The organism is Streptomyces chumphonensis, assembly GCF_014779715.1.
GTDB classification, from domain to species: domain Bacteria; phylum Actinomycetota; class Actinomycetes; order Streptomycetales; family Streptomycetaceae; genus Streptomyces; species Streptomyces chumphonensis.
Window position 1 is genome coordinate 41,997 of sequence record NZ_JACXYU010000016.1, and the last position, 24,834, is coordinate 66,830.

The following is a 24,834-nucleotide window of genomic DNA, read 5'->3' on the forward strand; positions in this document are numbered from 1 at the left end:
GAGCGGCCGCCATGAGGCCCGCCCGCGCGGGGTGGGGTTGAGGAGTGCGCCATGTTCGGTCCGGCGGAGGAGCTGTTCACGCCCGGTGTGCAGCACGCCGAGGAGGAACGTCAGCGGCTGGAGCACACCCGGGTCGAGGAGGGCGACCACGGACCCGGCCGCGGCCCGGTCGACCTGGACTCGGGGCACGTGCTGATCGCGCTGCCGTTCGCCGCGGCGGTCCTGCCGCCTCGTCCCCGCCTGGAGGAGGGCGGGGACGAGGAGGGCGAGCCCGAGGGGCTGGCCGTCTGACCGCAGGCCCTGCGGCCGGTTCGCGTCACGCCCGCTGACGACCCGACCCCTAATGCGCATCCCAGATGCGTATTAGCTAGAGTGCTCCTCGTGCGACTGACCAAGTTCACCGACCTGGCCCTGCGCTGCGTGATGCGCCTGGCCGTCTGCTCCGAGGACGACGTGCCCACCACCGGCGACGTGGCCGCCGCGATGGAGGTGCGGCACACGCACGCGGCCAAGGCGATCACGCGCCTGCGCCACCTGGGCGTGGTCGAGACCCGCCGCGGCCGGGGCGGCGGACTGGCCCTGACCGAGCTGGGGCGGCACGCCTCACTGGGCTGGCTGGTGCGCGAACTCGAGGGCGAGGGCGAAGTCGTCACCTGCGACGATCCCCCCTGCCCGCTGCGCGGGGCCTGCCGGCTGCGACGGGCGCTCGGCGGAGCGCAGGAGGCGTTCTACGCCGCCCTCGACCCCCTCACCGTCGCCGACCTGGTCACCTCCCCCACCGGCCCGGTCCTCCTCTCCCTGACCGGCCCCCCGAACCGGTAGTCCGACCCGCCAGCCCGGCGGCGTCCCCGACACCCCGGGCCACCCCAACCACCTCACACCCTTAAACACGCATCTCACATACCTATTCAGGAGGCGAACGTGCTGTCCGCTCAGGCCGTACCCGTCGTCAGGGCCACCCTCCCCGCCGTCAGCGCCGCGATCGAGGAGATCGCCCGGACGTTCTACCGCAGGATGTTCGACGCCCACCCCGAGCTGCTGCGGAACCTGTTCAACCGTGGCAACCAGGCGAACGGGCAACAGCAGCAGGCCCTGGCCGGCTCCGTCGTCGCGTTCGCCGGCCTGCTGCTGGAGCGGCCGGACGCGCGTCCCGACGCCATGCTCGCCCGCATCGCGCACAAGCACGTCTCGCTCGGGGTCACCTCGGACCAGTACAAGATCGTCCACCGGCACCTCCTCGCGGCCGTCGCCGAGGTGCTCGGCGACGCGGTCACCGACGCCGTCGCCGCCGCCTGGGACGAGGTCTACTGGCTCATGGCCAACGCGCTGACGGCGATCGAGGCCGGGCTCTACCGCGACGCCGCCGTCGCGGAGGGCGACGTCTGGCGGCCGATGGAGATCACCGAGCGGCGCCGTGAGACCCCCGACGTGGTCTCCCTCCGCCTCCGCCCCACCGACGGACGCCCGGCCGGAACGTTCCGGCCCGGACAGTACGTGAGTGTCCAGGCCGAGCTTCCCGACGGCGCCCGGCAGATCCGCCAGTACAGCCTGTCCTCCGCACCGGAGGAGGGCGACTGGCGCATCGGCGTCAAGCGTGTCCGCCCCACCCGGGGGCGGGGACCGGAGGGCGAGGTCTCGACCTGGCTGCACGAGCACGCACGCCCCGGCACGGTCCTCGCCGTCTCCGCCCCGTTCGGCGACCTCGTGCTGCCGGACGAGGCCACCGAGCGGGGCGGACCACTGCTGCTCGCCTCCGCCGGCATCGGCATCACGCCGATGCTGGGGATCCTCGCCCACCTCGCCCGGGTCGGTTCCGCGCGGCGGGTCGTCGTCGTCCACGCCGACCGCTCCCCCGCCGACCACGCCCACCGCGCGGAACAGCGCCAGCTGGTCCGTGCGCTGCCCGGCGCCCGGCTCCACCTCTGGTACGAGGCGCCCGGGCCCGGGCCGTCGGAGGCGTCGACCGGCCTGGCCGACGTGCGCGGCCTGGACCTGCCGGACGGCCTGACCGCCTACCTGTGCGGGCCGCCGCCGTTCCTGCGGACCGTCCGCGGCCACCTGCTGGAACGCGGGGTCCGCCCCGAGGACGTCCACTACGAGGTGTTCGGCCCCGACCTCGGGCCGGGCCACCCCGGCCGAGCTAACCCGCGGTGACGGGCAGGGCGGGGACGAGACCCAGGCGGTGGGCCAGGGCGGCGGCCTGACCCCGGTTGCCGACGTCCAGCTTGGCCAGGATGTTGGAGACGTGCACGCTGGCCGTCTTCGGCGAGATGTACAGCTCGTCGGCGATCTGCCGGTTGCTGTGCCCGGCCGCCACCAGCGCCAGCACGTCCCGTTCGCGCGGGGTGAGGCCGAAGGACTCGCCTGGGGGCGTCGGCTCCGCCCGCCGGGCGGGCTCGGCCGCCGCCTCGGCGTGCAGGGCGATGCGCGCCCGGGCGCACAGCAGCTGGACGCCGTCCCGCAGCGGGACGGCGTCCAGCTGCTGTGCCACCGCGTGCGCGGGGCGCAGCAGGCGCTCCGCCTCGACGCGGGACGCCGGGCCGGGTCGCGCCTCCAGCAGCGACTCGGCCAGCCGGTAGCGGGCGAAGGCCAGCAGGTACGGCATGTCGAGCGCGTCGAGCCCGGCGATGGCCTCCTCCCAGCGGACCGGGTCGCTGCGGCCCTCGGCCCGCAGCAGCTCCGCGTCGGCCAGCAGCCCGTACACGGTGGGCGCGGGGTACAGGCGCGGCAGCCGTCGCGCGGTGCGGCGGACGGCGGCCAGGACCTCGGCCCGTCCGGCGTCCGCCGAGGGCAGCCCGCGCGACTCGGACTCGGCGATGGCGGCGGAGAGCAGCAGCGGCCAGGCGTACCGCTCGGTTCCCATCGGGAAGCCCACTTCGACGGCCTTCATCAGCACCTGGCGGGCCTCCGCCAGCCGCCCCCGGGACGCCTCGATGTCCAGTTCCAGGGTGATGAGCGGGATCATGTGCTGGGGCTGCGGGTCGTGCGTGCCGCACAGGCGGCGGGCCTCCGCGAGGGCTTCGGCCGCCTGGCCCGAGCGGCCGCGCAGGACGGCGAGCTGCCCGGTGACCAGCGAGGACGTGATCAGCGACCACGGGGTGTCGGCGTTCTGCCGGGCGTCCTCAAGCGAACGCTCGGCCTCGTCCCACCGACCGAGTGCGAAGAGGCTCTCCGCCCGGTTCCCGTAGAGCCAGCCCTTGCGGCCCGGCTGGCCGAAGCGCTTGAGCAGCGCCAACCCCTCGTCCAGCACCTCCAGCGCCTCGGCGAACCGGCCGAGGCCGTGCAGGACGTCACCGAGGTTGGTGTACGCCCGGCCGACGATGGCGACCATGCCGTGCTCGCCACTGCGCCGCGCCGCCGCGCGCATCTCGGCCACGCCCGCGTCCGCGTCGCCGGACTCGACGAGGAGGTAGCCGAGGGTGGTGCGGGCGTGCAGCTCGATGGCCTCGGCGCCGACGACCCCGGCCAGGTCGACGGCGCGCTGGGCGGTGGTGAGGATGTCCGGGTCGTGCGGGTGCAGAGCGCCGTACGCGGCGACGTTCGCGAGGGCCTCGGCGTGGACGGGCGAGGGCGGCAGGCCGCGCACCAGCTCCTGCGCCTTGGCCAGCTCGTCCCAGCCGTCGCCCTGCCGGTTCAGGCCGCGCAGCTTGCTCTTCTGCGTCCAGAACCACGCGGCGCGCAGCGGGTCGCCGGTGTGCTCGCCCTCGCCGTCCTCCAGGAGCCGCAGCGCCTTCTTGATGGCGGTCAGGGCGCGCTTGCGCTCCCCCGCCAGGAGCGCGGTGGAGACGGTCTCGGCGAGGAGGTCGAGGTAGCGCACGGCGTCGTCGTCGCAGCCGCAGGCCGGGTAGGCGTCGGCGTGGTCGAAGGGCCGCAGCCGGCGTCGCGTCTCGACCGACGCGCTCTCCCACAGCTCCAGCGCCCGGTCCAGCAGGCGCAGCTGCTCGGAGTACGCGTAGCGGCGACGCGCCTGGACGGCCGCGTCGAGAACGGCGGGCAGGGCCTTGGCGACGTCGTGGGCGCGGTACCAGTAGCTCGCCAGCCGGGCGGCGTGGTGCTCCGCCCGCACCAGCGACGGGTCGGCCTCGACGGCCTCGGCGTAGCGGCGGCTCAGGGCCGTGCGCTCACCGGGCAGCAGGTCGTCGCTGACGGCCTCCCGGACGAGGGCGTGCCGGAAGCGGTAGCCGTCGCCGTCCTCCGTCGGGGCCAGCACGTGCGCGCCCACGGCGGCGCGGAGGGCGGCGAGCAGCTCGTCCTGCGGGCCGCCGACCACGGCGGCGAGCAGGCCGAACTCGACGGTCGTCCCGCCCCCGGCGGCGATCTGCACCACGCGCTGGGCGGCGTCCGGCAGGGCCTCGACCCGGACGAGCAGCACGTCGCGCAGCGAGTCGCTGAGGTCGCACGTCGCGCAGTGCGTGGTCAGCTCCTCGACGAAGAAAGGATTTCCCTCGGAGCGCTCGAAGACCTCGTCCACCAGGGCGCGGGCCGGTTCCCGGACGCCCTGGATGCCGGCGATCTGGTCCCGTACCTCGACGCGCCCGAGCCGGGGCAGCTCCACGCGCTGGACGGTGCGCAACCGGTCCAGCTCGGCGAGGAAGGGGCGCAGCGGGTGGCGCCGGTGGATGTCGTCGGAGCGGTAGCTGGCCATCAGCACCACGCGGGCGTGGTGCAGGGAGCGGATGAGGTAGGCCAGCAGCTCGCGGGTGGAGCGGTCGGCCCAGTGCAGGTCCTCCACGGCCAGCACGAGGGTGCGCTCCTGGGAGAGGGACTCCAGCAGGCGGGCCGTGAGCTCGAACAGCCGGGCCCGGCCGACCTCGTCGTCGAACTGCTGCGTGGGCTCCCCCAGCTCGGGCAGCAGCCGGGCCAGCTCACCCTCCTGCCCGGCCACGGCGGCGGACATCTCGCCCTCCAGCTGCCGGTACAGGGACCGCAGCACCGTGGAGACGGGGGCGAAGGGCAGGCCGTCGGCGCCGATCTCTATGCACCCGCCGACGGAGGTCACCACGTCCATGTGCCGGGCGGCGCCCAGGAACTCCTCCAGCAGGCGCGTCTTGCCCACCCCCGCTTCGCCGCCCACCACCACGACCTGCGGCTCGCCCGCCGAGGCGCGGGCGAGCGCGTCGGCCAGCTGGGACAGCTCGGCTCCACGGCCGACGAACACGGGACTGATGCTGGACGCTTGCACGCCGTCGAGCATCGCACAGGGTACGGGCTTCACGGCAGGAGATTTTCCGCCCGCCCTCAGGCGGCCTTCACCCAGCGTGAGATCCGCCGGGCCGCCGGGCGGCGCCGGGGGGTGGAGCGGTGCCGCTTGACGGTGGCCACCAGCCGTTCGTGCTCGGCCTCGGCGCGCAGCCCGGCGATGCGTGCCTCGTGCGCCAGGAAGTCCTGGTACATGTCGGGTCCTCCTCGATGCGGAAAGGAGCCCCACCGTCCGGTGGAGCTCCTTCAGCCTCCGCTCTGAGGAGGCGCCGCCGCATCGGACGACCGCCGCATCCCCGGGGCCCGGCCGCCTTAGGACAGCGGGCCTCGCCGCCCTAGGGAGCGAGCCGCCCGCCTTAGGGCCGCCTTCGCGGAGCCGGGGGCGGAGCGGCGCACGTCCCGGCCGGCTCAGCCCTGGACGCCGAGCCGCTCCAGGATCAGCTCGCGCACGCGGGCGGCGTCTGCCTGGCCACGGGTGGCCTTCATGACGGCGCCGACCAGCGCACCGGCCGCCGCGACCTTGCCGCCCCGGATCTTGTCGGCGATGGCCGCGTTGCCCGCGATCGCCTCGTCCACGGCCGTGCCGAGCGCGCCCTCGTCCGAGACGACCTTCAGGCCGCGCTTCTCGACGACCTCGTCCGGTCCGCCCTCGCCCGCGAGCACGCCCTCGATGGTCTGGCGGGCCAGCTTGTCGTTGAGGGAGCCCTCGGCGACCAGGGCGCAGACCCGGGCGACCTGCTCGGGCGTGATCGTCAGCCCGGTCAGCTCGGTACCGGTCTCGTTCGCCCGCCGGGCCAGCTCGCCCATCCACCACTTGCGGGCCTGGTCCGCGGGGGCCCCGGCGTCGATCGTGGCGATGATGAGGTCGAGCGCCCCGGCGTTGAGCACGGACTGCATCTCGTGCTCCGAGATCCCCCACTCCTCGCGGAGCCGGTTGCGCCGCAGCCGGGGCAGCTCCGGGAGCGTGGCCCGCAGCTCCTCGACCCAGGCGCGGGCCGGGGCGACGGGGACGAGGTCCGGCTCGGGGAAGTAGCGGTAGTCCTCCGCCTCCTCCTTGACCCGTCCGGAGGTGGTGCTGCCGTCGTCCTCGTGGAAGTGGCGCGTCTCCTGGACGATGACGCCGCCGCCGTCGAGGACCCCGGCGTGCCGCTGGACCTCGAAGCGCACGGCGCGCTCCACGCTGCGCAGCGAGTTGACGTTCTTCGTCTCGCTGCGGGTGCCGAACGTCTGCGAGCCCTTCGGCATCAGCGACAGGTTGACGTCGCAGCGCATCTGGCCCATCTCCATGCGGGCCTCGGAGACGCCGAGGGCCCGGATCAGCTCGCGCAGCTCGGCGACGTAGGCGCGGGCGATCTCCGGGGCGCGGTCCCCGGCGCCCGTGATGGGCTTGGTGACGATCTCGATGAGCGGGATGCCGGCCCGGTTGTAGTCCAGGAGCGAGTGCGAGGCCCCGTGGATGCGGCCGGTGGCACCGCCGATGTGCGTCGACTTGCCGGTGTCCTCCTCCATGTGCGCCCGCTCGATGCCGACGCGGAAGACCTCGCCGTCCTCCAGCTGCACGTCGAGGTAGCCGTCGAAGGCGATCGGCTCGTCGTACTGGGAGGTCTGGAAGTTCTTCGGCATGTCCGGATAGAAGTAGTTCTTCCGGGCGAAGCGGCACCAGTCCGCGATGGAGCAGTTCAGCGCGAGGCCGATCTTCACGGCGGACTCGACGGCCGTCGCGTTCACGACGGGCAGCGAGCCGGGCAGGCCGAGGCAGGTCGGGCAGGTCTGCGCGTTGGCCGGGGCACCGGGAACGGTGGCGCAGCCGCAGAACATCTTGGTCTGGGTGCCGAGCTCGACATGGACCTCCAGGCCCATGACGGGGTCGTAGGACGCGAGGGCGTCCTCGTACGACACCAGGTCAATCACGGTCACGGGAGTACAGCCTCTCGATCAGTCACCGGCGAGGACGTCGTCGCCGCTCATGCTCCGCAGCTCCCGCACCAGGATGAGGACGCCGGTGGTGATGGCGGCGGCCGAGATCAGCGCGTCGGCGAGCTGCAGTCGGTCGTGGTCCACGCGGGCCTGCCGGGCCTGCTTGACGACGCTGACGGCACCGAACAGGGAGGTGCCGATGGACAGGTAGGTTCCGGCCTTGGACTTCTTGAAGCGCTTGGCCTTCTTGATGGTGCTCACAGTACGGGTGCCTCCTCGAGCAGCGGATGCCCCCACCGGGTGTGGAAGGCGGCTTCGACGGCAGCGCCTACCCGGTAGAGCCGGTCGTCAGCCATGGCGGGGGCGATGATCTGGAGCCCCACCGGGAGCCCGTCCTCCGGCGCCAGGCCGCAGGGCAGCGACATGGCGGCGTTGCCGGCCAGGTTGGACGGGATGGTGCACAGGTCGGCGAGGTACATCGCCATGGGGTCGTCGGCACGCTCCCCGATGGGGAACGCCGTCGTCGGCGTCGTCGGCGAGACGAGGACGTCCACCGACTCGAAGGCGCGCTGGAAGTCGCGGGTGATGAGGGTGCGGACCTTCTGCGCGGAGCCGTAGTAGGCGTCGTAGTAGCCCGAGCTGAGGGCGTAGGTGCCGAGCATGATGCGGCGCTTGACCTCGGGCCCGAAGCCCGCCTCGCGGGTGAGGGCGGTGACGTCCTCGGCGGAGCGGGTGCCGTCGTCCCCCACGCGCAGGCCGTAGCGCATGGCGTCGAAGCGGGCGAGGTTGGAGGAGCACTCGCTGGGCGCGATCAGGTAGTAGGCGGCGAGCGCCTTGGTGAAGGAGGGGCAGGAGATCTCGACGATCTCGGCGCCCAGCTCGCGCAGCAGCTCCACCGACTCGGTGAACCGCCGCATGACGCCGTCCTGGTAGCCCTCCCCGGAGAACTCCGTGACGACGCCGACGCGCATCCCGCGCACGTCACCGTTGCGGGCGGCCTCGACGACGGCGGGCACGGGGGCGTCGACGGACGTCGAGTCCAGCGGGTCGTGGCCCGCGATGGCCTCGTGCAGCAGGGCCGCGTCCAGCACGGTGCGGGCGCAGGGGCCGCCCTGGTCCAGCGAGGAGGAGAAGGCCACCATGCCGTAGCGGGACACCCCGCCGTAGGTCGGCTTGACGCCCACGGTGCCGGTGACGGCGGCGGGCTGGCGGATGGAGCCGCCGGTGTCCGTGCCGATGGCCAGCGGCGCCTGGAAGGAGGCCAGGGCGGCGGAGGAGCCGCCGCCGGAGCCGCCGGGGATGCGGGTGAGGTCCCAGGGGTTGCCGGTGGGGCCGTAGGCGCTGTTCTCGGTGGAGGACCCCATGGCGAACTCGTCCATGTTGGTCTTGCCGAGGATGACGACGTCCGCGTCCTTCAGGCGGCGCGTCACCGTGGCGTCGTAGGGCGGCACCCAGCCTTCGAGGATCCTGGAACCGACGGTCGTCGGCACGCCCTCGGTGGTGAAGATGTCCTTGAGCGCGAGCGGTACGCCCGCGAGCGGGCCGAGCTTCTCGCCCGCGGCCCGCTTGGCGTCCACCCGGCGGGCGGTCTCCAGGGCGCCCTCGCGGTCAACGTGCAGGAAGGCGTGCACCTTCTCGTCGACGGCCTCGACGCGGGCCAGGTGCGCCTCGGCCACCTCGACGGCGGACGTCTCGCCGCTCGCGATCCGCTCCGCCGTCCGTGCGGCGGTGAGCTTCGTCAGGTCGGTCATACCGGTCACTCCTCACCCAGGATCTGCGGCACCTTGAAACGCTGCTGCTCCTGGGCGGGCGCGCCGGAGAGCGCCTGCTCGGGCGTCAGGCTCGGACGGACCTCGTCCGGGCGCATGACGTTCGTCAGGGGCAGCGGGTGGGAGGTCGGCGGCACGTCCTCGGTGGCGACGTCGGAGACGGCGGCGACCGCTCCGATGATGTCGTCGAGCTGTCCGGCGAAGTGATCGAGCTCTTCGTCCTTCAGCTCCAGGCGTGCCAGCTTCGCGAGGTGAGCGACCTCCTCGCGCGTGATGCCAGGCATGCGGCGGTCCTTAAGGGGTTTCGGGCAGGGCTTACCGGTTTCCGGTGTGCGGCCCAATCCTATGCGCTCCGCCCGCGCCGCCCGACAGCCGACGACGCGTCGGCCCCGCACCGTGCCGGCGCCGCCCCGCGCCCGCGATGCCCCCGCGGGCTCAGTCCGCCGACGGCAGCGAGGGGTGGGCCAGGCCCGGTGGGGCGGCGGAGGTCGCCGAGGGGATGGGTGCGGGCAGGGCGGGTCCGACGCCCCGCGCCCGCAGCCACGCCGTCGTCTCGGCGGGCGGCATCGCCGCCGAGACGAGCCAGCCCTGCACGGCGTCGCAGCCCAGGTCGCGCAGGCGCTCCCAGGTCTCGTCGTCCTCCACGCCCTCGGCCACCACGAGCAGGCCCAGGGAGTGGGCGAGGTCGACGGTGCAGCGCACGATCGCGGCGTCCTGGTCGTCGACGGCGAGCCGCGCCACGAACGAGCGGTCGATCTTCAGCTCGCTGACGGGCAGCTTCCGCAGGTGGACGAGGGAGGAGTAGCCGGTGCCGAAGTCGTCCAGCGACATCTTCACGCCGTGGCCGGTGAGCCCGGCCAGGGTGTCGGCGGCCTGCTGCGGGTCCTCCAGCAGGACGTGCTCGGTGATCTCCAGCTGGAGGGCGCCGGCCGGAACGCCGTGCCGGGCGAGCCGGGCCGCGACGGCGCCCGCGAAGCCGGGCGTGTGCACGTCGCGCGGCGAGACGTTGACGGCGACGGGGACGCGGAGTCCGGCCGCGCGCCACCGGGCGACCTGGCTGAGCGCCGTCTCCAGCACGTACTCGGTGAGCCGGGGCATGAGCCCGGACGTCTCGGCGATGGCGATGAAGACGTCGGGCGGGACCCGTCCGCGCTCGGGGTGGACCCAGCGGACCAGCGCCTCAAGACCGGTGACCTGCCCGTCGAAGCGCACCTTGGGCTGGTAGTGCAGCTGCACCTCCCCGGCGTCCAGGGCCCGGCGCAGGTCGCCCAGGAGGCCGAGGCGGTCGGGGGTGTTGCCGTCCCGGGCCGCGTCGTAGACCTCGACGCCGCTGCGGTCGCGTTTGGCCTCGTACATCGCCACGTCCGCCCGGCGCAGCAGCCCCTCGGCCTCCAGCGCGTGGTCGGGGAAGACGGCGACCCCGGCGCTGGCCTCCAGCACCAGGCTGAGGCCGTCGAGGTGCAGGGGGCAGCTGAGGGCGGAGACGAGGGTGCGGGCGACGCGCTGGGCGCTGGTGGCGGAGGCCGCGAGCGGCAGGAGGACGGCGAACTCGTCGCCGCCCAGACGGGCGGCCTCCGCCCCGCGCGGGAGGGCGATGCGCAGCCGGTCGGCGATCTGGAGGAGGAGCCGGTCGCCCGCGAGGTGACCGAGGGTGTCGTTCACGGAGCGGAAGCGGTCGAGGTCGATGAGGACGAGGGCGGAGCGGGCCTGCTGCCGGTCGGCGTCGTCCAGCGCCGTCCAGGTGCGCTCCATGAGCCACATGCGGTTGGGGAGGCCGGTGAGCGGATCGCGCAGCTGTTCCTCGGCCCGCACCCTGGCGATCCACAGGGTGGAGTCGAGCGCGATTAACGGGACCGCGAAGAGCGGCAGCACCAGCGGCCGGGCCTCGGCGACGACCACGATCAGCGGCGATATCCCGACCAGGGCGACGCACAGGAGCCCCTGGCGTATCAGGGCGGTACGGGCCGCCGTGGGCACCCCCGCGGCGGGCAGCGAGCCGCGGCGGGCGCGGCAGTACCACTCCAGGACGCGGGTGACGAGCAGGTAGACGCAGGCGACGACGACCATTTCGGGCACGGCGGCCCAGCTCCAGCCGACCGGCCCCCACGGCTGTTCGACGGAGGGGCGGGTGCCGAACGCCATCAGGGTGAGCGCGGCGCTGCCGATACCGAGGAGGTCGACCGCGCCGTGCACGACGGACTGGCGCCAGCTGCGGTGCCGGGCGGCGCCGACGAACACGACGACGGCGATGCTGACGAGGCTGGCCGGAGCGCTGCCGTAGAGGAAGAGGATGGCCAGGGTGAGGGCGGAGCCGGAGCCGGTGCCGCCCCACCAGCGGTCCCGCCCGAGCGCGACGAGGTGGATGACGACGACGCCGGTGAGGGCGGCGAAGGCCCAGCCCGCCGTGCCGCCGGGGAAGAGGGCACGGCCGTTGCTGATGTTGACGTACATCCCCGCGAGGAGGGTGACGGCCGCGGTCCCCACGACGAGCGGACGCAGCCACGGCGCGGAGGCGCACGCGGCGCGGCGCAGGACTCCGGCGGGCGGACGGGCGGGCTCGCCCGCAGAGCCGGTGGAGCGCTCCTCGGGTGTCAGCTGCATGCGCGTCCCTCTCACGGCCGTCGGTGCACCGCGCCACGGCAGGCGCACGATTCCCACAGTAGGTGCCGGACGAGTGGCAGGGGCACCGATCGGGCCGTGGTTATCCGCGCGGGTCGGCTAATTGTCCGTCATCTCGTAGGGAAATCAAGGGCGTTGCCGACAGGACGGTCGCGACGCGAGCGGCATGACGGCAGGTCAGGGCTGTTCCTCCGCCGTGGTCAGGGCGGCTTCGCGGGCGGCGTCGGGTCCCTGTTCGAGCAGGGCGGTGAACCCCGAAGCGTCAAGAATCGGCAACTTCAGTTGCACCGCCTTGTCGTACTTGGATCCTGGGTTGTCGCCCACGACCACGAAGGACGTCTTCTTCGAGACGGAGCCGGTCACCTTGGCGCCCCGGCTCTGCAGCGCCTCCTTCGCGGCGTCCCGCGTCCAGGACTCCAACGTGCCCGTGACGACGACGGTGAGGCCGTCGAGCGGCCGGGGGCCGCTGTCCGCGCCGCCCTCCTCGGCCATCCGCACCCCGGCCGCCCGCCACCGCTCGACGATGCCCCGGTGCCACTCCACCGCGAACCAGTCCTTCAGGGAGGCGGCGATGGTCGGGCCGACGCCCTCGGTGGCGGCCAGCTCCTCCTCGCTCGCCTCCGCGATGCGGTCGACGGAGCGGAACTCCCGGGCCAGTGCCTCGGCCGCGACGGGCCCGACGTGCCGGATGGAGAGCCCCGTGATGACGCGCGCCAGCGGACGTCCGCGCGCCGCCGCGATGTTCTCCAGCATGGCGAGGGTGTTCTTGCGCGGCTCCCCCTTCTGGTTGGCGAAGAGGGTGACGACCTTCTTCTCGCCCGTCTTCGGGTCGCGCTTGGGCAGGCCGCTGTCCGGGTCGAGGACGTACGTCCGGATGGGCAGCAGCTCCTCGACCGTGAGGTCGAACAGCCCGCCCTCGTCCCTGAGTACCGGCTCGGAGGGCTCCAGCGGCTGGGTGAGCGCGGTGGCGACGACGTATCCGAAGTGCTCGATGTCCAGGCACTTGCGGCCGGCGAGGTAGAACAGCCGCTCGCGGAGCTGGGCCGGGCAGGACCGGGCGTTGGGGCAGCGCAGGTCGACGTCGCCCTCCTTCATCGGCTGGAGCGCCGTCCCGCACTCGGGGCAGGCGGCGGGCATGACGAACTCCCGCTCGCCGCCGTCCCGCAGGTCCGCCACGGGGCCGAGGATCTCCGGGATGACGTCGCCCGCCTTGCGCAGCACGACGGTGTCCCCGATGAGGACGCCCTTGGCCTTGACGACGTCCTGGTTGTGCAGGGTGGCGAACTCGACCTCGCTGCCCGCCACCGTCACCGGCTCGACGACGGCGTACGGCGTCACACGGCCGGTGCGGCCGACGCCCACCCGGATGTCGAGCAGCTTGGTGTTGACCTCCTCCGGGGCGAACTTCCAGGCGATCGCCCAGCGCGGGGCGCGGGAGGTGGAGCCGAGCCGCCCCTGGAGCGGGATCTCGTCCAGCTTGATGACGGCGCCGTCGATCTCGTGGCCGAGGGCGTGGCGGCGGTCGCCGGAGTCCGCGATGTACGCGCGCACGCCGTCCAGGGAGTCGACCACGCGGTGGTGCTCGGGTGTGGGCAGGCCCCACCGGCGCAGGAGCGCGTAGGCGTCCGACAGGGAGGCGGGGGTGAGCGCGGGGGCGAGTCCCTCCAACGCGCCGATGCCGTGCACGAGCATGTGCAGCGGGCGGCCCGCCGTCACCCGCGGGTCCTTCTGCCGCAGCGAACCGGCGGCGGCGTTGCGCGGGTTGGCGAAGGGGGCCTTGCCCTCCTCGACGAGCCGGGCGTTGAGCTCCTCGAAGCGGTCCATGGGGAAGAAGACCTCGCCGCGGATCTCGACGAGCTCCGGGACGTCCCCCTCCCCCGCCAGCCGTTCGGGGACGTCGGCGATGGTGCGGACGTTCGGCGTGATGTCCTCGCCCGTGCGCCCGTCGCCCCGGGTGGCGGCGCGGACGAGCCTGCCGCGCTCGTAGGTGAGGTTGACCGCCAGCCCGTCGATCTTCAGCTCGCACAGGAAGTGGTGGGGCAGGCCCTCCAGTTCGCGGGCGACGCGGTCGGCCCAGGCGGCCAGTTCCTCGTCGTCGAAGGCGTTGTCCAGGGAGAGCATGCGCTGCCGGTGCGGGACGGCGGTGAACTCCGTCTCGTACCGGCCCGCGACCTGCTGGGTGGGCGAGTCGGGCGTCCGCAGCTCGCTGTAGCGCTCCTCCAGCTCCTCCAGTGCCCGCAGCATCCGGTCGAACTCGCCGTCCGAGATGACCGGCGCGTCCTTCACGTAGTAGCGGAAGCGGTGTGCGTCCACCTCCTGGGCCAGGCGCAGGTGCTCCTCCCGCGCCTCGGCGGGCACTGTTGAGCGCTCTTCGGCAGCCACCGTCTCGTCCTCCCGTTACTCAGGCCGTCACTCTGGGTCGTTGGCCAGTGATCGCGCCGCCCGGACGCAGTGCTCCAGGGCGGCGCGGGCGTAGCCCGGCGCGGCACCGGCGAGACCGCAGGCGGGAGTGATCACCACGGACTCCGCGAGGAGCCCGGGCGACAGCCCCAGCCTGCGCCACAGCGACCTGACACCCATGACGCTACCGGCCGGGTCCGACAATGCCCCGGCCGTCGTCCCCGCGCCCGGCACGACACCCGCGAAGAGCGCCGTGCCCGCCTCGGCCGCCTCCCCGATCGCCTCGTCGTCACGTTCGGTGAGCAGTGCGGCGTCGAAGGAGACGCCGGCGACGCCCGCGCGCCGCAGCAGCGCGAAGGGCACGTCCGGGGCGCAGGAGTGCACGACGACGGGGACGCCGTCCGCCGCCCGCACCAGGTCGGCCAGCGCGTCCCGCACGACGGCGCGGTCCACGGCCCGGTGGGTGCGGTAGCCGCTGGCCGTGGGGACCCGGCCGGTGAGCACGGAGGTCAGGGCCGGCTCGTCGAGTTGGAGGACGGGGGCCGCGCCGGGCACCCGGCGGCGGACGTCCGCCAGGTGCGCGCGCACGCCCTCGGCGAGGGAGGCCGTCAGGTCGCGGCAGGCGCCCGCGTCGCCGAGCATCGCCTCGCCGGAGCGGCGTTCCAGGGACGCGGCCAGCGTCCAGGGGCCGGTCACGGCGAGCTTGAGCCCACCCGGGTAGCCCTGGGTGAACTCCTCCAGGGCGTCGAGGTCCTGGCCCAGCCACGCACGGGCCCGCCGGGTGTCGCGCCCCGGTCGGTCACTGATCCGCCAGCCGCTCGGCTCGACGTGCGCGTACAGCTCGACCAGCAGGCCGATCGTGCGCCCGATCATGTCCGCCCCGGGCCCCCGGGCGGGCAGCTCGGGCAGGTACGGCAGGTGGGTCGGCCCCTCCAGGGCCCCGACGACGGTCCGCGCGGCCTCCCGCGCGTCCTCCCCCGGCATCGACCCGACCCCGCTCGCCGCGCCCGACCCCCAGCGAAGCGGGCGGGTGCCGGTGGTGCCCGCCGACGGTGACGGTGCCGCCGCTGACCTTGACGTTGACGTATCGCTCTCACTCACAGCGGCAGCCTACGAGCGTCCCGGCCCGGGGCCGGCATCCGGTGCGGCGGACGGCCTCAGCCCGTGGCCTCAGCCGGTGGGACGGACGCTGAGGTCGGTGACCTCCGTGCCGCGCGGCAGGTCCAGGGCGGCCAGGACGGTGCGGGCGACGGACTCCGGCGTCATCCAGTCCTCGGCCCGGTACGCCTTCCCCTCCTGCCGGTGCACCTTCTCCTGCATGGGCGTCGCCGTCCGGCCCGGGTAGACGCTGCTCACCCGGACGCCGTGGGCGGCCTCCTCGCCGCGCAGCGCGTCGGCCAGCGCCTTCAGGCCGTGCTTGCTGGCGGCGTACGCGCTCCACTGCGGGTTGGCCCGCAGCCCGGCGCCGGAGTTGACGAACACGACGTGGCCGCGGGCCAGGCGGAGCTGCGGGAGCAGCAGGCGCGTCAGCTCGGCCGGCGCGACGAGGTTGGTGGCGAGCGTCGCCTGCCACACGCCGGGCGTCAGCTCGCCGACCTCGCCCAGGTCGCAGACGCCGGCGCTGTGGATCAGCGAGTCGAGCTCCCCGGGCAGCTCCTGGTGGCCGAACGCCCAGGACAGCCGCTCCGGTTCGGCCAGGTCCCCGACGAGGGTGCGGACGGTGCCGCCCTTGCCGCCGAACCGTTCGGCCAGCCGGCGCGCCCGGCCGGCGTCCCGCGCCAGCAGCCACAGCTCGTCGCCGCGTGCGAGCAGTTCCCGTGCGACCTCGGCGCCGATGCCCGAACCGGAACCGGTGATCAGATGCGTAGCCATGGCGCCAGCCTAGGGGCGCGGGGGGACGGGCAGGCGGGTGCCCCGATTGCCGTAGGCCGCCCGGTGCCCGGTGGCAGTCACTGCAAAAAATACGACAATCACATACAAGGTTCCCGTACCACCACGAAAGCAGAGACACGTCCATGGCCAACACGACGTCGTTCAGCACCCGAGACCTCGGCATAGACCTCGGTACCGCCAACACCCTCGTGTACGCCCGCGGACGCGGTGTCGTACTCAACGAACCCTCCGTCGTGGCCGTCGACTCCCGGACCGGCCACGTGCTGGCCGTCGGGCACGAGGCGCGGCAGGCCGTCGGCCGGACGCCGGGCACCATCGTCGCGACCCGCCCCCTCAAGGGCGGCGTGGTCTCGGACTACGAGGCGGCGGAGGGCATGCTGCGGCAGTTCATCGCCAAGGCGCGCCGCAGCCGCAGCCGGGCCCCCCGGATCGTGGTGTGCACCCCGAGCGGGGTGACGGGCGTCGAGCGCCGCGCCGTCCTGGAGGCGACATCCCGCGCCGGAGCACGCTCGGTCCACCTCATCGAGGAGCCGATGGCCGCGGCGATCGGGGCCGGGCTGCCGGTCTACGAGCCCTGCGGCTCCATGATCGTCGACATCGGCGCCGGCTCCACCGAGGTCGCGGTCATCTCCCTGGGCGGCATGGTCGTCGCCCGCCACTCCCGCATCGCGGGCGACGCGCTCGACGCGGCCATCGCGGCGTACGTCGAGAGGCAGCACACCATCGCGGTCGGGGAGCGCACGGCCGAGCAGATCAAGATGACGCTGGGCCGCGAGGAGCAGATCATGGTCCGCGGCCGCGACAAGGTCACCGGCATGCCGAAGACCGTGCAGCTCGGCTGCGAGGCGGTCCTGGAAGCCCTGGACGCGCCGACGCAGTCCATCGTGGACGTCGTGTGCGGCACCTTCGACGCCTGCCCCGCCGAGCTGTACGGCGACATCATGGAGCGCGGCATCGTCCTGACCGGCGGTGGAGCCCTCCTGCACGGGCTGGACGAACGGCTCTCCCGCGAGACCGGCATGCCCGTCACCGTCGCCGACGACCCGATGGGCTGCGTCGCCGTCGGGACCGGCCGCTGCCTGGAGGACTTCACCCGGTTGGAGACCGCGTTCGCCGCTCCGGCCACCGTCGCGGTGGCGTAGGTCGCCCGCGTCCGGGTACCCGCACGCGACGGGAACACAGAACCCACCGAACCGGTAAGGAGCGAGGTCAAGGGATGTACGCCGTCAAAAGCACGCTGCCCGATCAGGAGCTCAAGGTCGTCGGTGACGCCCTGCAGGGCGCCCTCGTCGACCTCGTCGACCTGTCGCTGGTGGCCAAGCAGATCCACTGGACCGTCGTGGGTCCGCGCTTCCGCACCATCCACCTCCAGCTCGACGACGTCGTCGACACCGCACGCCAGTACTCCGACACCGTCGCCGAGCGCGCCTCCGCCCTCGGCGTACCGCCGGACGGCCGGGTGGGGACCGTCTCCTCGCACAGCGGCATCGGCCACGTCGTGGACGGCTGGCAGCAGGACACCGACGCCGTCGCGACGATGACGGCCGCCCTCGGCACGGTCGTCGAACGCATGCGCGAGCGCATGACGGCCGTGGGCAAGGTCGACCCGGTGACCGAGGACATCTTCATCAGCGTCACCGGCGAGCTGGAGAAGCACCACTGGATGTTCCAGGCCGAACACAAACAGTGACGCGCGGGGGCGGCGAGGTGTCCGCTCCGCACGGATGACGGAAGACCCCCGGCACGACGGCCGGGGGTCTTCCGTCGTCGGCGGCGCCCTGTGGTGGACTGGCGGCATGTCGACCCGTGTGCTGTACCTGCTCGGCTGCGCGGCGCCGCCCGTGCGGTACATCGACCGGCCGGTCCGCACCGCCCAGGCCGAGGGGTGGGAGGTGTGCCTCGGGCTCACACCGACGGCGGCTGAGTGGCTGGAGGAGCGTCTTCCCGAGTTGGAGGACCTGACCGGGCACCCGGTGCGGCACCGGCAGCGGCGGCTGGGCACGCGGTCGCCCTGGCCGCCCGCGACCGTCTCCGTCATCGCCCCCGCCACGCTCAACACCGTCAACACCGTCGCGCTCGGACTCACTCCCACGTGGCTGTCCGGCCACGCCGTCGAGGCCGTCGGGATGGGGCGGCCCCTCGTCGTCCTGCCGTGCGTCAACAGCGCGTACGGCACGCACCCGCAGTTCGCCCGATCGGTGGAGACGCTGCGCGGGGCGGGAGTGCGGGTGCTGCTGGGCGCGCCGGACGGCTTCGTGCCCCGCCCGCCCGGCCGGGGCGATGCCGAGGGGTATCCGTGGCACCTGGTGTCCGACGCCCTGCGCGAGGTGCCGCCCACCCGGTGAGCGCTGGGGCGGGCCGCCCGACGCCACCCGGCCGGGGTCCTACGCTGGTGGCGTGATCACGTTGATGACGTACGGCGGTACGGCGGCGGCGGACGCGCCCGGTACCCGCACCGGTGGTGTCCCCCTGGCGGCCGCCGGGTTCGTCTGGCCGCACTGCGCGACCTGCGGGGGCGCGATGCAGTTCCTCGCCCAGATCCGGCTGGAGGATCTCGCGGGGGCGGGCCGTGGCCTCTTCGCCGTGTTCCTGTGCGCCAACGACCCCGGCCGGTGCGCGTCCTGGGCGCCGCGCTCGGGCGGCAACCGGGCGCTGGTGCTGCCCCCGCGAGCGCTGACGGCCGCCGCTCCCCCGGCGTCCGGACGCACCGGTCTGGGTGAGGTCAGTGCCGTGACGTACGTGGACGTCGACGCCGCCACGTACTTCGACGCCGCCACCGGCTGGGCCAAGTCCGAGGAGCGCTCGCCGCGCGAGGTGCTGGGCAAGCTGGGCGGGGAGCCCGAGTGGCTGCAGGGGGACGAGACGCCCCGCTGCACGGGCTGCGAGGGCGTGATGACGCTGGTGGCACAGCTGGAGGAGGGCCACGACCACCGCACGGCGGCCGACTTCGGCGGCGGTGGCTCCGGGTACGGGTTCCTCTGCGCGCCGTGCGGCGAGGCCGTCTTCCTCTGGCAGGCGTAGGCCGGGCGCGCGCCGGGTGGTGGAGCCGGGTCAGGAGGCGCGCTTGCGCGTCGCCTTCTTGGCGGGCTGCTTCTTCGCCGTCTTCTTGGCGGTCGTCTTCTTCGCGGGCTCCTTGGCCGCCGACTTCTTCCCGGACGCGGTCTTCCCGGCCGTCGACTTCTTGGCCGGTGCCTTCTTGGCGGGTTGCTTCTTCGCACCGCCCTCCCCGGCCTCCTCGCGCTTGAGCGGGGTGACGGTGCCCGCCGCGCCGCCGCGGGCCTCCCGGGCCGCCGCGACGCTGCTCTCCAGGGCGGCCATCAGGTCGATGACCCGGCCGCCGCGCGGTTCGGCGGGTGCCTCGGCCGGTTCCCGGCCCTCCTGCTTGGCCTCGACGAGTTCCTCCACCGCCTCCCGGTAGTCGTCGTGCAGGTCCGCCCAGTCGAGGTCGCCGAGGGACTCCATCAGCGTCTCGGCCATGTCCAGTTCGGCGTCACGCACGGTGACGTCGGATGAGGGGGCGAGGCCGTCGGCGGAGCGGACCTCGTCGGGCCAGAGCATGGAGTGCAGGACGAGGGTGTCGTCCAGGGCACGCAGCAGCCCGAGGGACTCGCGGCCGCGCAGCGCGAACTTGGCGACGGCGACCTTCCCGCTGCGGCTCAGCGCCTCCCGCAGCAGCACGTAGGGCTTGGCGGCGGAGGTGGTCTCGGCGCTCATGTAGTAGGCGCGGTCGAGCTGGATGGGGTCGATCTCCTCGACGGGGATGAAGGAGAGGATCTCGATGGTCCTGGCCGTGGGCAGCGGGAGGGAGGCCAGGTCCTCGTCGGTGAGGAGGACGGTCTCGCCGCTGTCGGCCTTGAAGCCCTTGCCGATCTCCTCCGGCGGGACCTCGATCTCCTCCAGCTCGCAGAACTTGCGGTAGCGGATGCGTCCGCCGCAGCCGTGTGCGGTGTGCACCTGGTGGAAGCTCACGGAGTGGCTCTCCGTCGCCCCGTAGAGCTGGATGGGGATGCTGACGAGGCCGAACGAGATCGAGCCCTTCCAGATGGACCGCACGTCACCACTCCTCGCCGGTCGCCGTCCGCTCTGACGCCCTCCGCACCTCTTGTGCGTTTGATGAGGTTCCCATGGGATTATCAGGTTATGCCGCCGATGACGAACGTGGCGGGCCGACGGCTGGCCCTCAGCAACCTGGACAAGGTCCTCTACCCCGACGGCACCACCAAGGGCGAGCTGCTTCACCACTACGCCACCTGCGCCGACGTCCTCCTCCCCCACCTCGCCGGACGTCCGGTCAGCTTCCTGCGCTACCCCGACGGCGTCAGCGCCGAGACGTTCTTCGCCAAGAACGTGCCGCCCGGCACGCCCGAGTGGGTGACGGTGGCCGAGGTGCCGCGCTCCAGCCGCTCGACGGGCCGGCAGATCGTCATCGACGACCTGCCCTCCCTGATGTGGGCGGCCAACCTCGTCACCGAACTGCACGTGCCGCAGTGGCACGCCGACGCTCCCGCGCAGGCCGACCGGCTCGTGCTCGACCTGGACCCCGGCGCTCCGGCCACCGTCGCGCAGTGCTGCACGGTGGCCGCCTGGCTGCGGGAGCGGCTCGCCGCCGACGGGCTGGAGACCTGGCCCAAGACGTCCGGCGGCAAGGGGCTGCACCTCATGACCGCGCTGCGCCCCACGCCGTCCGAGGCGGTGAGCGCCTACGCCAAGCGCCTCGCCGCCGAGGCGGAGCGCGAGCTCACCGGTCTCGCGGTGCACCGCATGGACCGCAGCCTGCGCCCGGGGAAGGTGTTCATCGACCACGGCCAGAACAACGCGGCCAAGACCACCGCCGCTCCCTACACCGCGCGCGCCGCCCGCACCCCGACCGTCTCCACGCCGCTGACCTGGGAGGAGGTCGACGCCGGAAGCGAGGGCGCACCGCTCGTCCTGCGGATCGGCGATCTGCCGGAACGTGTCGGGACGCACGGGGACCTCTTCGCACCCCTGCTGGACACGGCGCGGGCCCGCCCGCTGCCGACGCGCTGACGCCTCCCCCACGCGGGGGCATACCGCCCCGCCAGGCAGCGGGGTGGCATGCCCCGGACGGGTGACGGGGCCACCGTAGAATTGCCGCACCATGGCCTACCTCGATCACGCCGCCACGACGCCCATGCTGCCCGAGGCGGTACGGGAGCTGAGTGCGCAGCTCACCGTCACCGGAAACGCCTCCTCCCTCCACGCGGCGGGGCGCCGGGCCCGCCGCACCGTGGAGGAGTCCAGAGAACGGGTGGCCGCCGCGCTCGGGGCCCGGCCCAGCGAGATCGTCTTCACCTCGGGCGGCACGGAGGCCGACAACCTCGCCGTCAAGGGCCTGTTCTGGGCCCGCCGCGCCGCCGACCCGCGCCGGACCCGCGTGCTGGCCAGCCCCGTCGAGCACCACGCGGTGCTGGACGCCGTGCACTGGCTGGCCGACCACGAGGGCGCCCGCGTGGAGTGGCTGCCCGTCGACGCCGTCGGCCGCGTCCACCCCGAGGCCCTGCGCGAAGCCCTCGCCCGCGATCCGCACGACGTGGCCCTCGCCACCGTCATGTGGGCCAACAACGAGATCGGCACCCTCCAGCCCGTGCCGGAGCTGGCGGCCGTGGCCGCCGAGGCGGGCGTGCCCCTGCACGCGGACGCCGTGCAGGCGCTCGGCCAGACCGCCGTCGACTTCGGCGCGACGGGCCTGGCCGCCATGGCCGTCAGCGGCCACAAGACCGGTGGCCCCTACGGCATCGGCGCCCTCGTGCTGGGCCGCGACCAGAGCCCCGAGCCGCTGCTGCACGGCGGCGGGCAGGAGCGCGACGTGCGTTCCGGGACGCTGGACGTGCCCGCCGTCGCCGCCTTCGCGGTCGCCGCCGAACACGCGGCGGCCCGGCACGCGGAGTTCGCCCGCGAGGTGGGCGCCCTGCGGGACGCGCTGGTCGAGGCCGTGCGGGCCGCCGTGCCCGACGCCGTCCTGGGCGGCGACCCCGACCCGGCCGGCCGGCTGCCCGCCAACGCGCACTTCGCCTTCCCCGGCTGCGAGGGCGACTCCCTGCTGCTCCTGCTGGACGCCCAGGGCATCGAGTGCTCGACCGGTTCCGCCTGCACGGCCGGGATCGCCCAGCCGAGCCACGTCGTGCTCGCCACCGGGGCGGACCCGGAGCTGGCCCGGGGCACGCTGCGCTTCTCCCTCGGGCACACCTCCACCGCGGCGGACGTCGCCGCGCTGGCGGAGGCCATCGGGCCCGCCGTGGCCCGCGCCCGCTCCGCCGGGCTGAGCTGACGCCGCCCGGTGGGCGGGGGCGCGCCCACCGGGTGTGTTACGGGAGTGATCTCCTGGGGTAGGCGGGTCGAAGGCAGGCCCGCTGTCCAGTCCGAAGGGAAGCGCATGACGTCCAACACCCCTGAGCCCCAGGATCCACGCCCGGAGGGCCCGATGGGCCGGCAGGGCCCCTACGACAAGCCGAGCGACCCCTACGGGCCGCCCGGTGGCACCGGTGCGCCGGGCTCGCCCGGCGCACCGGGCACCCCGCCCGGCTACGGCGGCCCGGGCGGCGGCGGGCCCCCCGGATACGGCGGGCCGGGCGGTTACGGCGCGCCCGGTGGCTACGGCGGGCCGGAAGGGTACGGCGGACCGCCCCGCAGCCCGCGCAACGGCTTCGGCATCGCCGCGCTCGTGCTCGGCATCGTCGGCGTCCTGCTCTTCTGGACCGTCATCGGCGGTCTGCTGCTCGGGCTGCTGGCGGTGATCTTCGGCATCCTCCACCTGCGCCGCAAGAAGAGCGGTGAGGCGGCGGGCCCGATGGGTCTCATCGGCCTCATCCTCGGCGCCCTGGGCCTGGTCGGCTCGGTGATCGTCCTCATCGCGGGCGTCTCGCTCCTGAACTCCGAGGAGTTCGGCAGCTACCGCGAATGCCTGAACGACGCGGGCAACGACCAGGCGAAGATCGAGGAGTGCGCCCGCGAGTTCAACGAGGACCTCAACCGCTAGGGGTGGCTCCCCCGCCGGACGGCTGCGGCACGGGCCGGGCGTCCCGCACCATGCGCAGGTAGCGCTCCCAGTCCCAGTGCGGACCGGGATCGGTGTGGTCGGCGCCCGGCACCTCGTTGTGCCCGACGATGTGCGTGCGGTCCCTGGGCAGGGAGTACCGGTCGCAGATGTCGGCCGTCAGCCGCGCCGAGGCCCGGTACATGGCGTCGGTGAAGTCGCCGGGCCGGTCGACGAACCCCTCGTGCTCGATGCCGACGCTGCGTTCGTTGTACGCGCGGTTGCCCGCGTGGTAGGCGACGTCCAGTTCGCGGACCATCTGCGTCACCCGACCGTCCGACGTCCGCACGACGTAGTGCGTGGCGGCCCGGTGGCCCGGATCCTGGAAGACCTTCAGCGCGGTGGCGTGGCTGCCCTGGATGACGTGGACGACGACGCGGTCGATGGTGAAGTCGTGCGGGCGGCTGGCGAGCCGCCAGTTGGCCTCGGAGGCGGCGAGCCACTCGGCCTCGGCGAAGTCCACCTCGCCCTCGGTGCGCGGCACGGCGTTGCCCGGCACCCGGTACCACAGGCCGCGCAGGTCCTCCCGGAACCCGTAGCCGAGGCCGCCGAGCGCGACCGCCGTCCCGCCGGTCAGCAGCGCTCTGCGGCTGACCCTCCCCCGGCGCTCGACCTGCTGCCCTCCGGGCTCCGCGGCCATCTGCCCCCCTGCTGCTCTCGTCCTGCGTGACGTTCCGGTTCCGGTGCGCGGGCCGGCGCGCGTCCCGGCGCCGGCCTCGCGGCCTTCCCCGTACCGACAACGCCGCGGTCTCCCGCGCGGTTCCACCGGGAGCACGGCCGGAGGGTGTCGGCGGCGGCACGTACCCTGGGAGGCGCTATGACTGACTCCACCGCTGCCCTCCCCACCGGCCCGAGCCCCGACCGTCGGCTGCGGGTGCTCGCCGCCATGTCCGGCGGGGTCGACTCCGCCGTGGCGGCCGCGCGCGCGGCCGAGGCGGGGCACGACGTCACGGGCGTCCACCTGGCCCTGTCGGCGAACCCGCAGTCGTTCCGCACCGGCGCCCGGGGCTGCTGCACCCTGGAGGACTCCCGCGACGCCCGCCGCGCGGCCGACGTCATCGGCATCCCGTTCTACGTGTGGGACCTGGCGGAGCGCTTCAAGGCCGACGTGGTGGAGGACTTCGTCGCCGAGTACGAGGCGGGGCGCACCCCGAACCCGTGCCTGCGCTGCAACGAGAAGATCAAGTTCGCGGCGCTGCTGGACAAGGCACTCGCCCTCGGCTTCGACGCCGTCTGCACCGGCCACTACGCGACCGTCGTGGTGGGCGCCGACGGGCACCGCGAGCTGCACCGGGCGAGCGACGCCGCCAAGGACCAGTCCTACGTCCTCGGGGTGCTGGACGAGCAGCAGCTCGCGCACGCCCTGTTCCCCCTCGGCGACACCCGGGCGACCAAGGAGGAGATCCGGGCCGAGGCCGAGCGCCGGGGGCTGGCGGTGGCGAAGAAGCCGGACAGCCACGACATCTGCTTCATCGCCGACGGCGACACCCAGGGCTTCCTGGCGCGGCACCTGGGCACCGCCGAGGGCGACATCCTCGACGAGACCGGGGAGCGGGTCGGCACCCACACCGGGGCCTACGGCTACACGGTCGGGCAGCGCAAGGGGCTGCGGCTCGGTCACCCGGCGCCGGACGGCAAGCCGCGCTACGTGCTGGACATCTCGCCGGTGGACAACACGGTGACCGTCGGCCCGGCCGAGGCGCTGGACGTCACGGCGCTGACGGCGATCCGCCCGCGCTGGTGCGGGACGCCCCCCGCCGGTCCGGGCGCGTACACCGCGCAGTTGCGGGCGCACGGGGCCGAGACGCCGGTGACGGCGGAGCTGGCCGACGGGGAGCTGCGCGTCGCCTTCGCGGCACCGGTGCGCGGGGTGGCGCCGGGGCAGGCCGTCGTGCTCTACGACGGCACCCGTGTCGTCGGCTCCGCCACCATCGCGACGACGACGCGCGCCGTCCGCGCCCGGGGCTGACCCCGGCTCACCGG

23 protein-coding genes are annotated in these 24,834 nt (G+C 74.0%); 11 read left to right on the top strand and 12 right to left on the bottom strand.

What is annotated here, in order from left to right; translation table 11 throughout:
- Window positions 1–51 precede the first annotated feature (51 nt).
- The 3 genes from IF129_RS22810 (at window position 52) to IF129_RS22820 (ending at window position 2,154) form a co-directional block, all read left to right on the top strand.
- On the top strand, window positions 52–291 hold the full coding sequence (locus tag IF129_RS22810; RefSeq protein WP_191211677.1) for a DUF6191 domain-containing protein: 240 nt from the start codon (window positions 52–54) through the stop codon (window positions 289–291).
- A 90-nt stretch (window positions 292–381) separates the two neighbouring features.
- Entirely contained in the window at window positions 382–822 is a 441-nt protein-coding gene (locus tag IF129_RS22815; protein ID WP_191211678.1) for an RrF2 family transcriptional regulator, read from the top strand.
- Window positions 823–921: 99 nt separating this feature from the next.
- Window positions 922–2,154 carry a globin domain-containing protein gene (locus tag IF129_RS22820; protein WP_191211679.1) on the top strand — a complete coding sequence of 411 codons (1,233 nt, stop codon included), beginning with the start codon at window positions 922–924 and terminating at the stop codon, window positions 2,152–2,154.
- On the opposite strand, the gene IF129_RS22825 is transcribed toward IF129_RS22820, so the two are convergent.
- From IF129_RS22825 to IF129_RS22870, 10 genes are all read right to left on the bottom strand, one after another.
- Window positions 2,141–5,194: a helix-turn-helix transcriptional regulator gene (locus tag IF129_RS22825; RefSeq protein ID WP_191211748.1), complete on the bottom strand. Its 3,054-nt coding sequence runs from the start codon at window positions 5,192–5,194 to the stop codon at window positions 2,141–2,143. The two genes, IF129_RS22820 and IF129_RS22825, sit on opposite strands and share 14 nt — an antisense overlap.
- A 44-nt stretch (window positions 5,195–5,238) precedes the next feature.
- Window positions 5,239–5,394: a hypothetical protein gene (locus IF129_RS22830; RefSeq protein ID WP_191211680.1), complete on the bottom strand. Its 156-nt coding sequence runs from the start codon at window positions 5,392–5,394 to the stop codon at window positions 5,239–5,241.
- A 213-nt stretch (window positions 5,395–5,607) separates the two neighbouring features.
- A complete protein-coding gene (gene gatB, locus IF129_RS22835) occupies window positions 5,608–7,116 on the bottom strand; it encodes an Asp-tRNA(Asn)/Glu-tRNA(Gln) amidotransferase subunit GatB (RefSeq protein WP_191211681.1) in 1,509 nt (502 codons plus the stop codon).
- Between the two features lie 18 nt (window positions 7,117–7,134).
- Window positions 7,135–7,377 (bottom strand): hypothetical protein, encoded by a 243-nt coding sequence (locus IF129_RS22840; protein ID WP_191211682.1) that lies wholly within the window; start codon window positions 7,375–7,377, stop codon window positions 7,135–7,137.
- On the bottom strand, window positions 7,374–8,867 hold the full coding sequence (gene gatA / locus IF129_RS22845) for an Asp-tRNA(Asn)/Glu-tRNA(Gln) amidotransferase subunit GatA (protein WP_191211683.1): 1,494 nt from the start codon (window positions 8,865–8,867) through the stop codon (window positions 7,374–7,376). Before gatA ends, IF129_RS22840 begins: the two co-directional genes overlap by 4 nt.
- A gap of 5 nt (window positions 8,868–8,872) precedes the next feature.
- A complete protein-coding gene (gatC, locus tag IF129_RS22850) occupies window positions 8,873–9,169 on the bottom strand; it encodes an Asp-tRNA(Asn)/Glu-tRNA(Gln) amidotransferase subunit GatC (protein ID WP_191211684.1) in 297 nt (98 codons plus the stop codon).
- Window positions 9,170–9,320: 151 nt separating this feature from the next.
- A complete protein-coding gene (locus IF129_RS22855) occupies window positions 9,321–11,486 on the bottom strand; it encodes a putative bifunctional diguanylate cyclase/phosphodiesterase (protein ID WP_191211685.1) in 2,166 nt (721 codons plus the stop codon).
- Between the two features lie 195 nt (window positions 11,487–11,681).
- Window positions 11,682–13,886 (bottom strand): NAD-dependent DNA ligase LigA, encoded by a 2,205-nt coding sequence (ligA, locus tag IF129_RS22860; protein ID WP_191211686.1) that lies wholly within the window; start codon window positions 13,884–13,886, stop codon window positions 11,682–11,684.
- 27 nt (window positions 13,887–13,913) lie between these two features.
- The gene (locus IF129_RS22865; protein WP_191211687.1) at window positions 13,914–14,888 is read right to left on the bottom strand and encodes a methionine synthase; all 975 of its coding nucleotides are present in this window, start codon (window positions 14,886–14,888) and stop codon (window positions 13,914–13,916) included.
- Between the two features lie 186 nt (window positions 14,889–15,074).
- Window positions 15,075–15,776: an SDR family oxidoreductase gene (locus IF129_RS22870; RefSeq protein WP_191211688.1), complete on the bottom strand. Its 702-nt coding sequence runs from the start codon at window positions 15,774–15,776 to the stop codon at window positions 15,075–15,077.
- A gap of 143 nt (window positions 15,777–15,919) precedes the next feature.
- Between IF129_RS22870 and mreB the strand changes: the two genes are divergently transcribed.
- The 4 genes from mreB (at window position 15,920) to IF129_RS22890 (ending at window position 18,818) form a co-directional block, all read left to right on the top strand.
- Complete coding sequence (mreB, locus tag IF129_RS22875) at window positions 15,920–16,939, top strand: rod shape-determining protein (RefSeq protein ID WP_191211689.1); 1,020 nt, start codon at window positions 15,920–15,922, stop codon at window positions 16,937–16,939.
- A gap of 74 nt (window positions 16,940–17,013) precedes the next feature.
- Window positions 17,014–17,487 carry a Dps family protein gene (locus IF129_RS22880; protein ID WP_191211690.1) on the top strand — a complete coding sequence of 158 codons (474 nt, stop codon included), beginning with the start codon at window positions 17,014–17,016 and terminating at the stop codon, window positions 17,485–17,487.
- Between the two features lie 106 nt (window positions 17,488–17,593).
- Window positions 17,594–18,142 carry a flavoprotein gene (locus IF129_RS22885; protein ID WP_191211691.1) on the top strand — a complete coding sequence of 183 codons (549 nt, stop codon included), beginning with the start codon at window positions 17,594–17,596 and terminating at the stop codon, window positions 18,140–18,142.
- Between the two features lie 52 nt (window positions 18,143–18,194).
- The gene (locus IF129_RS22890) at window positions 18,195–18,818 is read left to right on the top strand and encodes a YwqG family protein (RefSeq protein ID WP_318153896.1); all 624 of its coding nucleotides are present in this window, start codon (window positions 18,195–18,197) and stop codon (window positions 18,816–18,818) included.
- 30 nt (window positions 18,819–18,848) lie between these two features.
- Here the strand turns inward: IF129_RS22890 and ku are convergent, their stop codons facing one another.
- Complete coding sequence (ku, locus tag IF129_RS26575) at window positions 18,849–19,850, bottom strand: non-homologous end joining protein Ku (protein ID WP_318153897.1); 1,002 nt, start codon at window positions 19,848–19,850, stop codon at window positions 18,849–18,851.
- An 87-nt stretch (window positions 19,851–19,937) separates the two neighbouring features.
- Here ku and ligD point away from each other — a divergent pair, with 87 nt between their 5' ends.
- The 3 genes from ligD to IF129_RS22905 all read left to right on the top strand — a co-directional run bounded on the left by ligD (window position 19,938) and on the right by IF129_RS22905 (window position 22,794).
- Window positions 19,938–20,825 carry a non-homologous end-joining DNA ligase gene (gene ligD / locus IF129_RS26580; protein ID WP_224755436.1) on the top strand — a complete coding sequence of 296 codons (888 nt, stop codon included), beginning with the start codon at window positions 19,938–19,940 and terminating at the stop codon, window positions 20,823–20,825.
- 91 nt (window positions 20,826–20,916) lie between these two features.
- Complete coding sequence (locus tag IF129_RS22900) at window positions 20,917–22,086, top strand: cysteine desulfurase family protein (RefSeq protein WP_191211693.1); 1,170 nt, start codon at window positions 20,917–20,919, stop codon at window positions 22,084–22,086.
- A gap of 105 nt (window positions 22,087–22,191) precedes the next feature.
- The gene (locus IF129_RS22905) at window positions 22,192–22,794 is read left to right on the top strand and encodes a DUF4190 domain-containing protein (protein ID WP_191211694.1); all 603 of its coding nucleotides are present in this window, start codon (window positions 22,192–22,194) and stop codon (window positions 22,792–22,794) included.
- Here IF129_RS22905 and IF129_RS22910 read toward each other — a convergent pair.
- On the bottom strand, window positions 22,784–23,491 hold the full coding sequence (locus IF129_RS22910) for an N-acetylmuramoyl-L-alanine amidase (protein ID WP_191211695.1): 708 nt from the start codon (window positions 23,489–23,491) through the stop codon (window positions 22,784–22,786). The genes IF129_RS22905 and IF129_RS22910 overlap by 11 nt on opposite strands.
- 177 nt (window positions 23,492–23,668) lie before the next feature.
- Here IF129_RS22910 and mnmA point away from each other — a divergent pair, with 177 nt between their 5' ends.
- A complete protein-coding gene (gene mnmA / locus IF129_RS22915) occupies window positions 23,669–24,820 on the top strand; it encodes a tRNA 2-thiouridine(34) synthase MnmA (protein ID WP_191211696.1) in 1,152 nt (383 codons plus the stop codon).
- Window positions 24,821–24,834: the final 14 nt, after the last annotated feature.

Bases quoted from the DNA above. Each gene is read 5' to 3' on its own strand.
- IF129_RS22810 (WP_191211677.1), top strand. From the start codon at position 52: ATGTTCGGTCCGGCGGAGGAGCTGTTCACGCCCGGTGTGCAGCACGCC.
- IF129_RS22825 (WP_191211748.1), bottom strand. From the start codon at position 5,194: ATGCTCGACGGCGTGCAAGCGTCCAGCATCAGTCCCGTGTTCGTCGGC.
- IF129_RS22830 (WP_191211680.1), bottom strand. From the start codon at position 5,394: ATGTACCAGGACTTCCTGGCGCACGAGGCACGCATCGCCGGGCTGCGC.
- gatA (WP_191211683.1), bottom strand. From the start codon at position 8,867: ATGACCGACCTGACGAAGCTCACCGCCGCACGGACGGCGGAGCGGATC.
- gatC (WP_191211684.1), bottom strand. From the start codon at position 9,169: ATGCCTGGCATCACGCGCGAGGAGGTCGCTCACCTCGCGAAGCTGGCA.
- IF129_RS22855 (WP_191211685.1), bottom strand. From the start codon at position 11,486: ATGCAGCTGACACCCGAGGAGCGCTCCACCGGCTCTGCGGGCGAGCCC.
- IF129_RS22865 (WP_191211687.1), bottom strand. From the start codon at position 14,888: ATGCCGGGGGAGGACGCGCGGGAGGCCGCGCGGACCGTCGTCGGGGCC.
- IF129_RS22870 (WP_191211688.1), bottom strand. From the start codon at position 15,776: ATGGCTACGCATCTGATCACCGGTTCCGGTTCGGGCATCGGCGCCGAG.
- mreB (WP_191211689.1), top strand. From the start codon at position 15,920: ATGGCCAACACGACGTCGTTCAGCACCCGAGACCTCGGCATAGACCTC.
- IF129_RS22880 (WP_191211690.1), top strand. From the start codon at position 17,014: ATGTACGCCGTCAAAAGCACGCTGCCCGATCAGGAGCTCAAGGTCGTC.
- IF129_RS22885 (WP_191211691.1), top strand. From the start codon at position 17,594: ATGTCGACCCGTGTGCTGTACCTGCTCGGCTGCGCGGCGCCGCCCGTG.
- ligD (WP_224755436.1), top strand. From the start codon at position 19,938: ATGCCGCCGATGACGAACGTGGCGGGCCGACGGCTGGCCCTCAGCAAC.
- IF129_RS22900 (WP_191211693.1), top strand. From the start codon at position 20,917: ATGGCCTACCTCGATCACGCCGCCACGACGCCCATGCTGCCCGAGGCG.
- IF129_RS22905 (WP_191211694.1), top strand. From the start codon at position 22,192: ATGACGTCCAACACCCCTGAGCCCCAGGATCCACGCCCGGAGGGCCCG.
- IF129_RS22910 (WP_191211695.1), bottom strand. From the start codon at position 23,491: ATGGCCGCGGAGCCCGGAGGGCAGCAGGTCGAGCGCCGGGGGAGGGTC.
- mnmA (WP_191211696.1), top strand. From the start codon at position 23,669: ATGACTGACTCCACCGCTGCCCTCCCCACCGGCCCGAGCCCCGACCGT.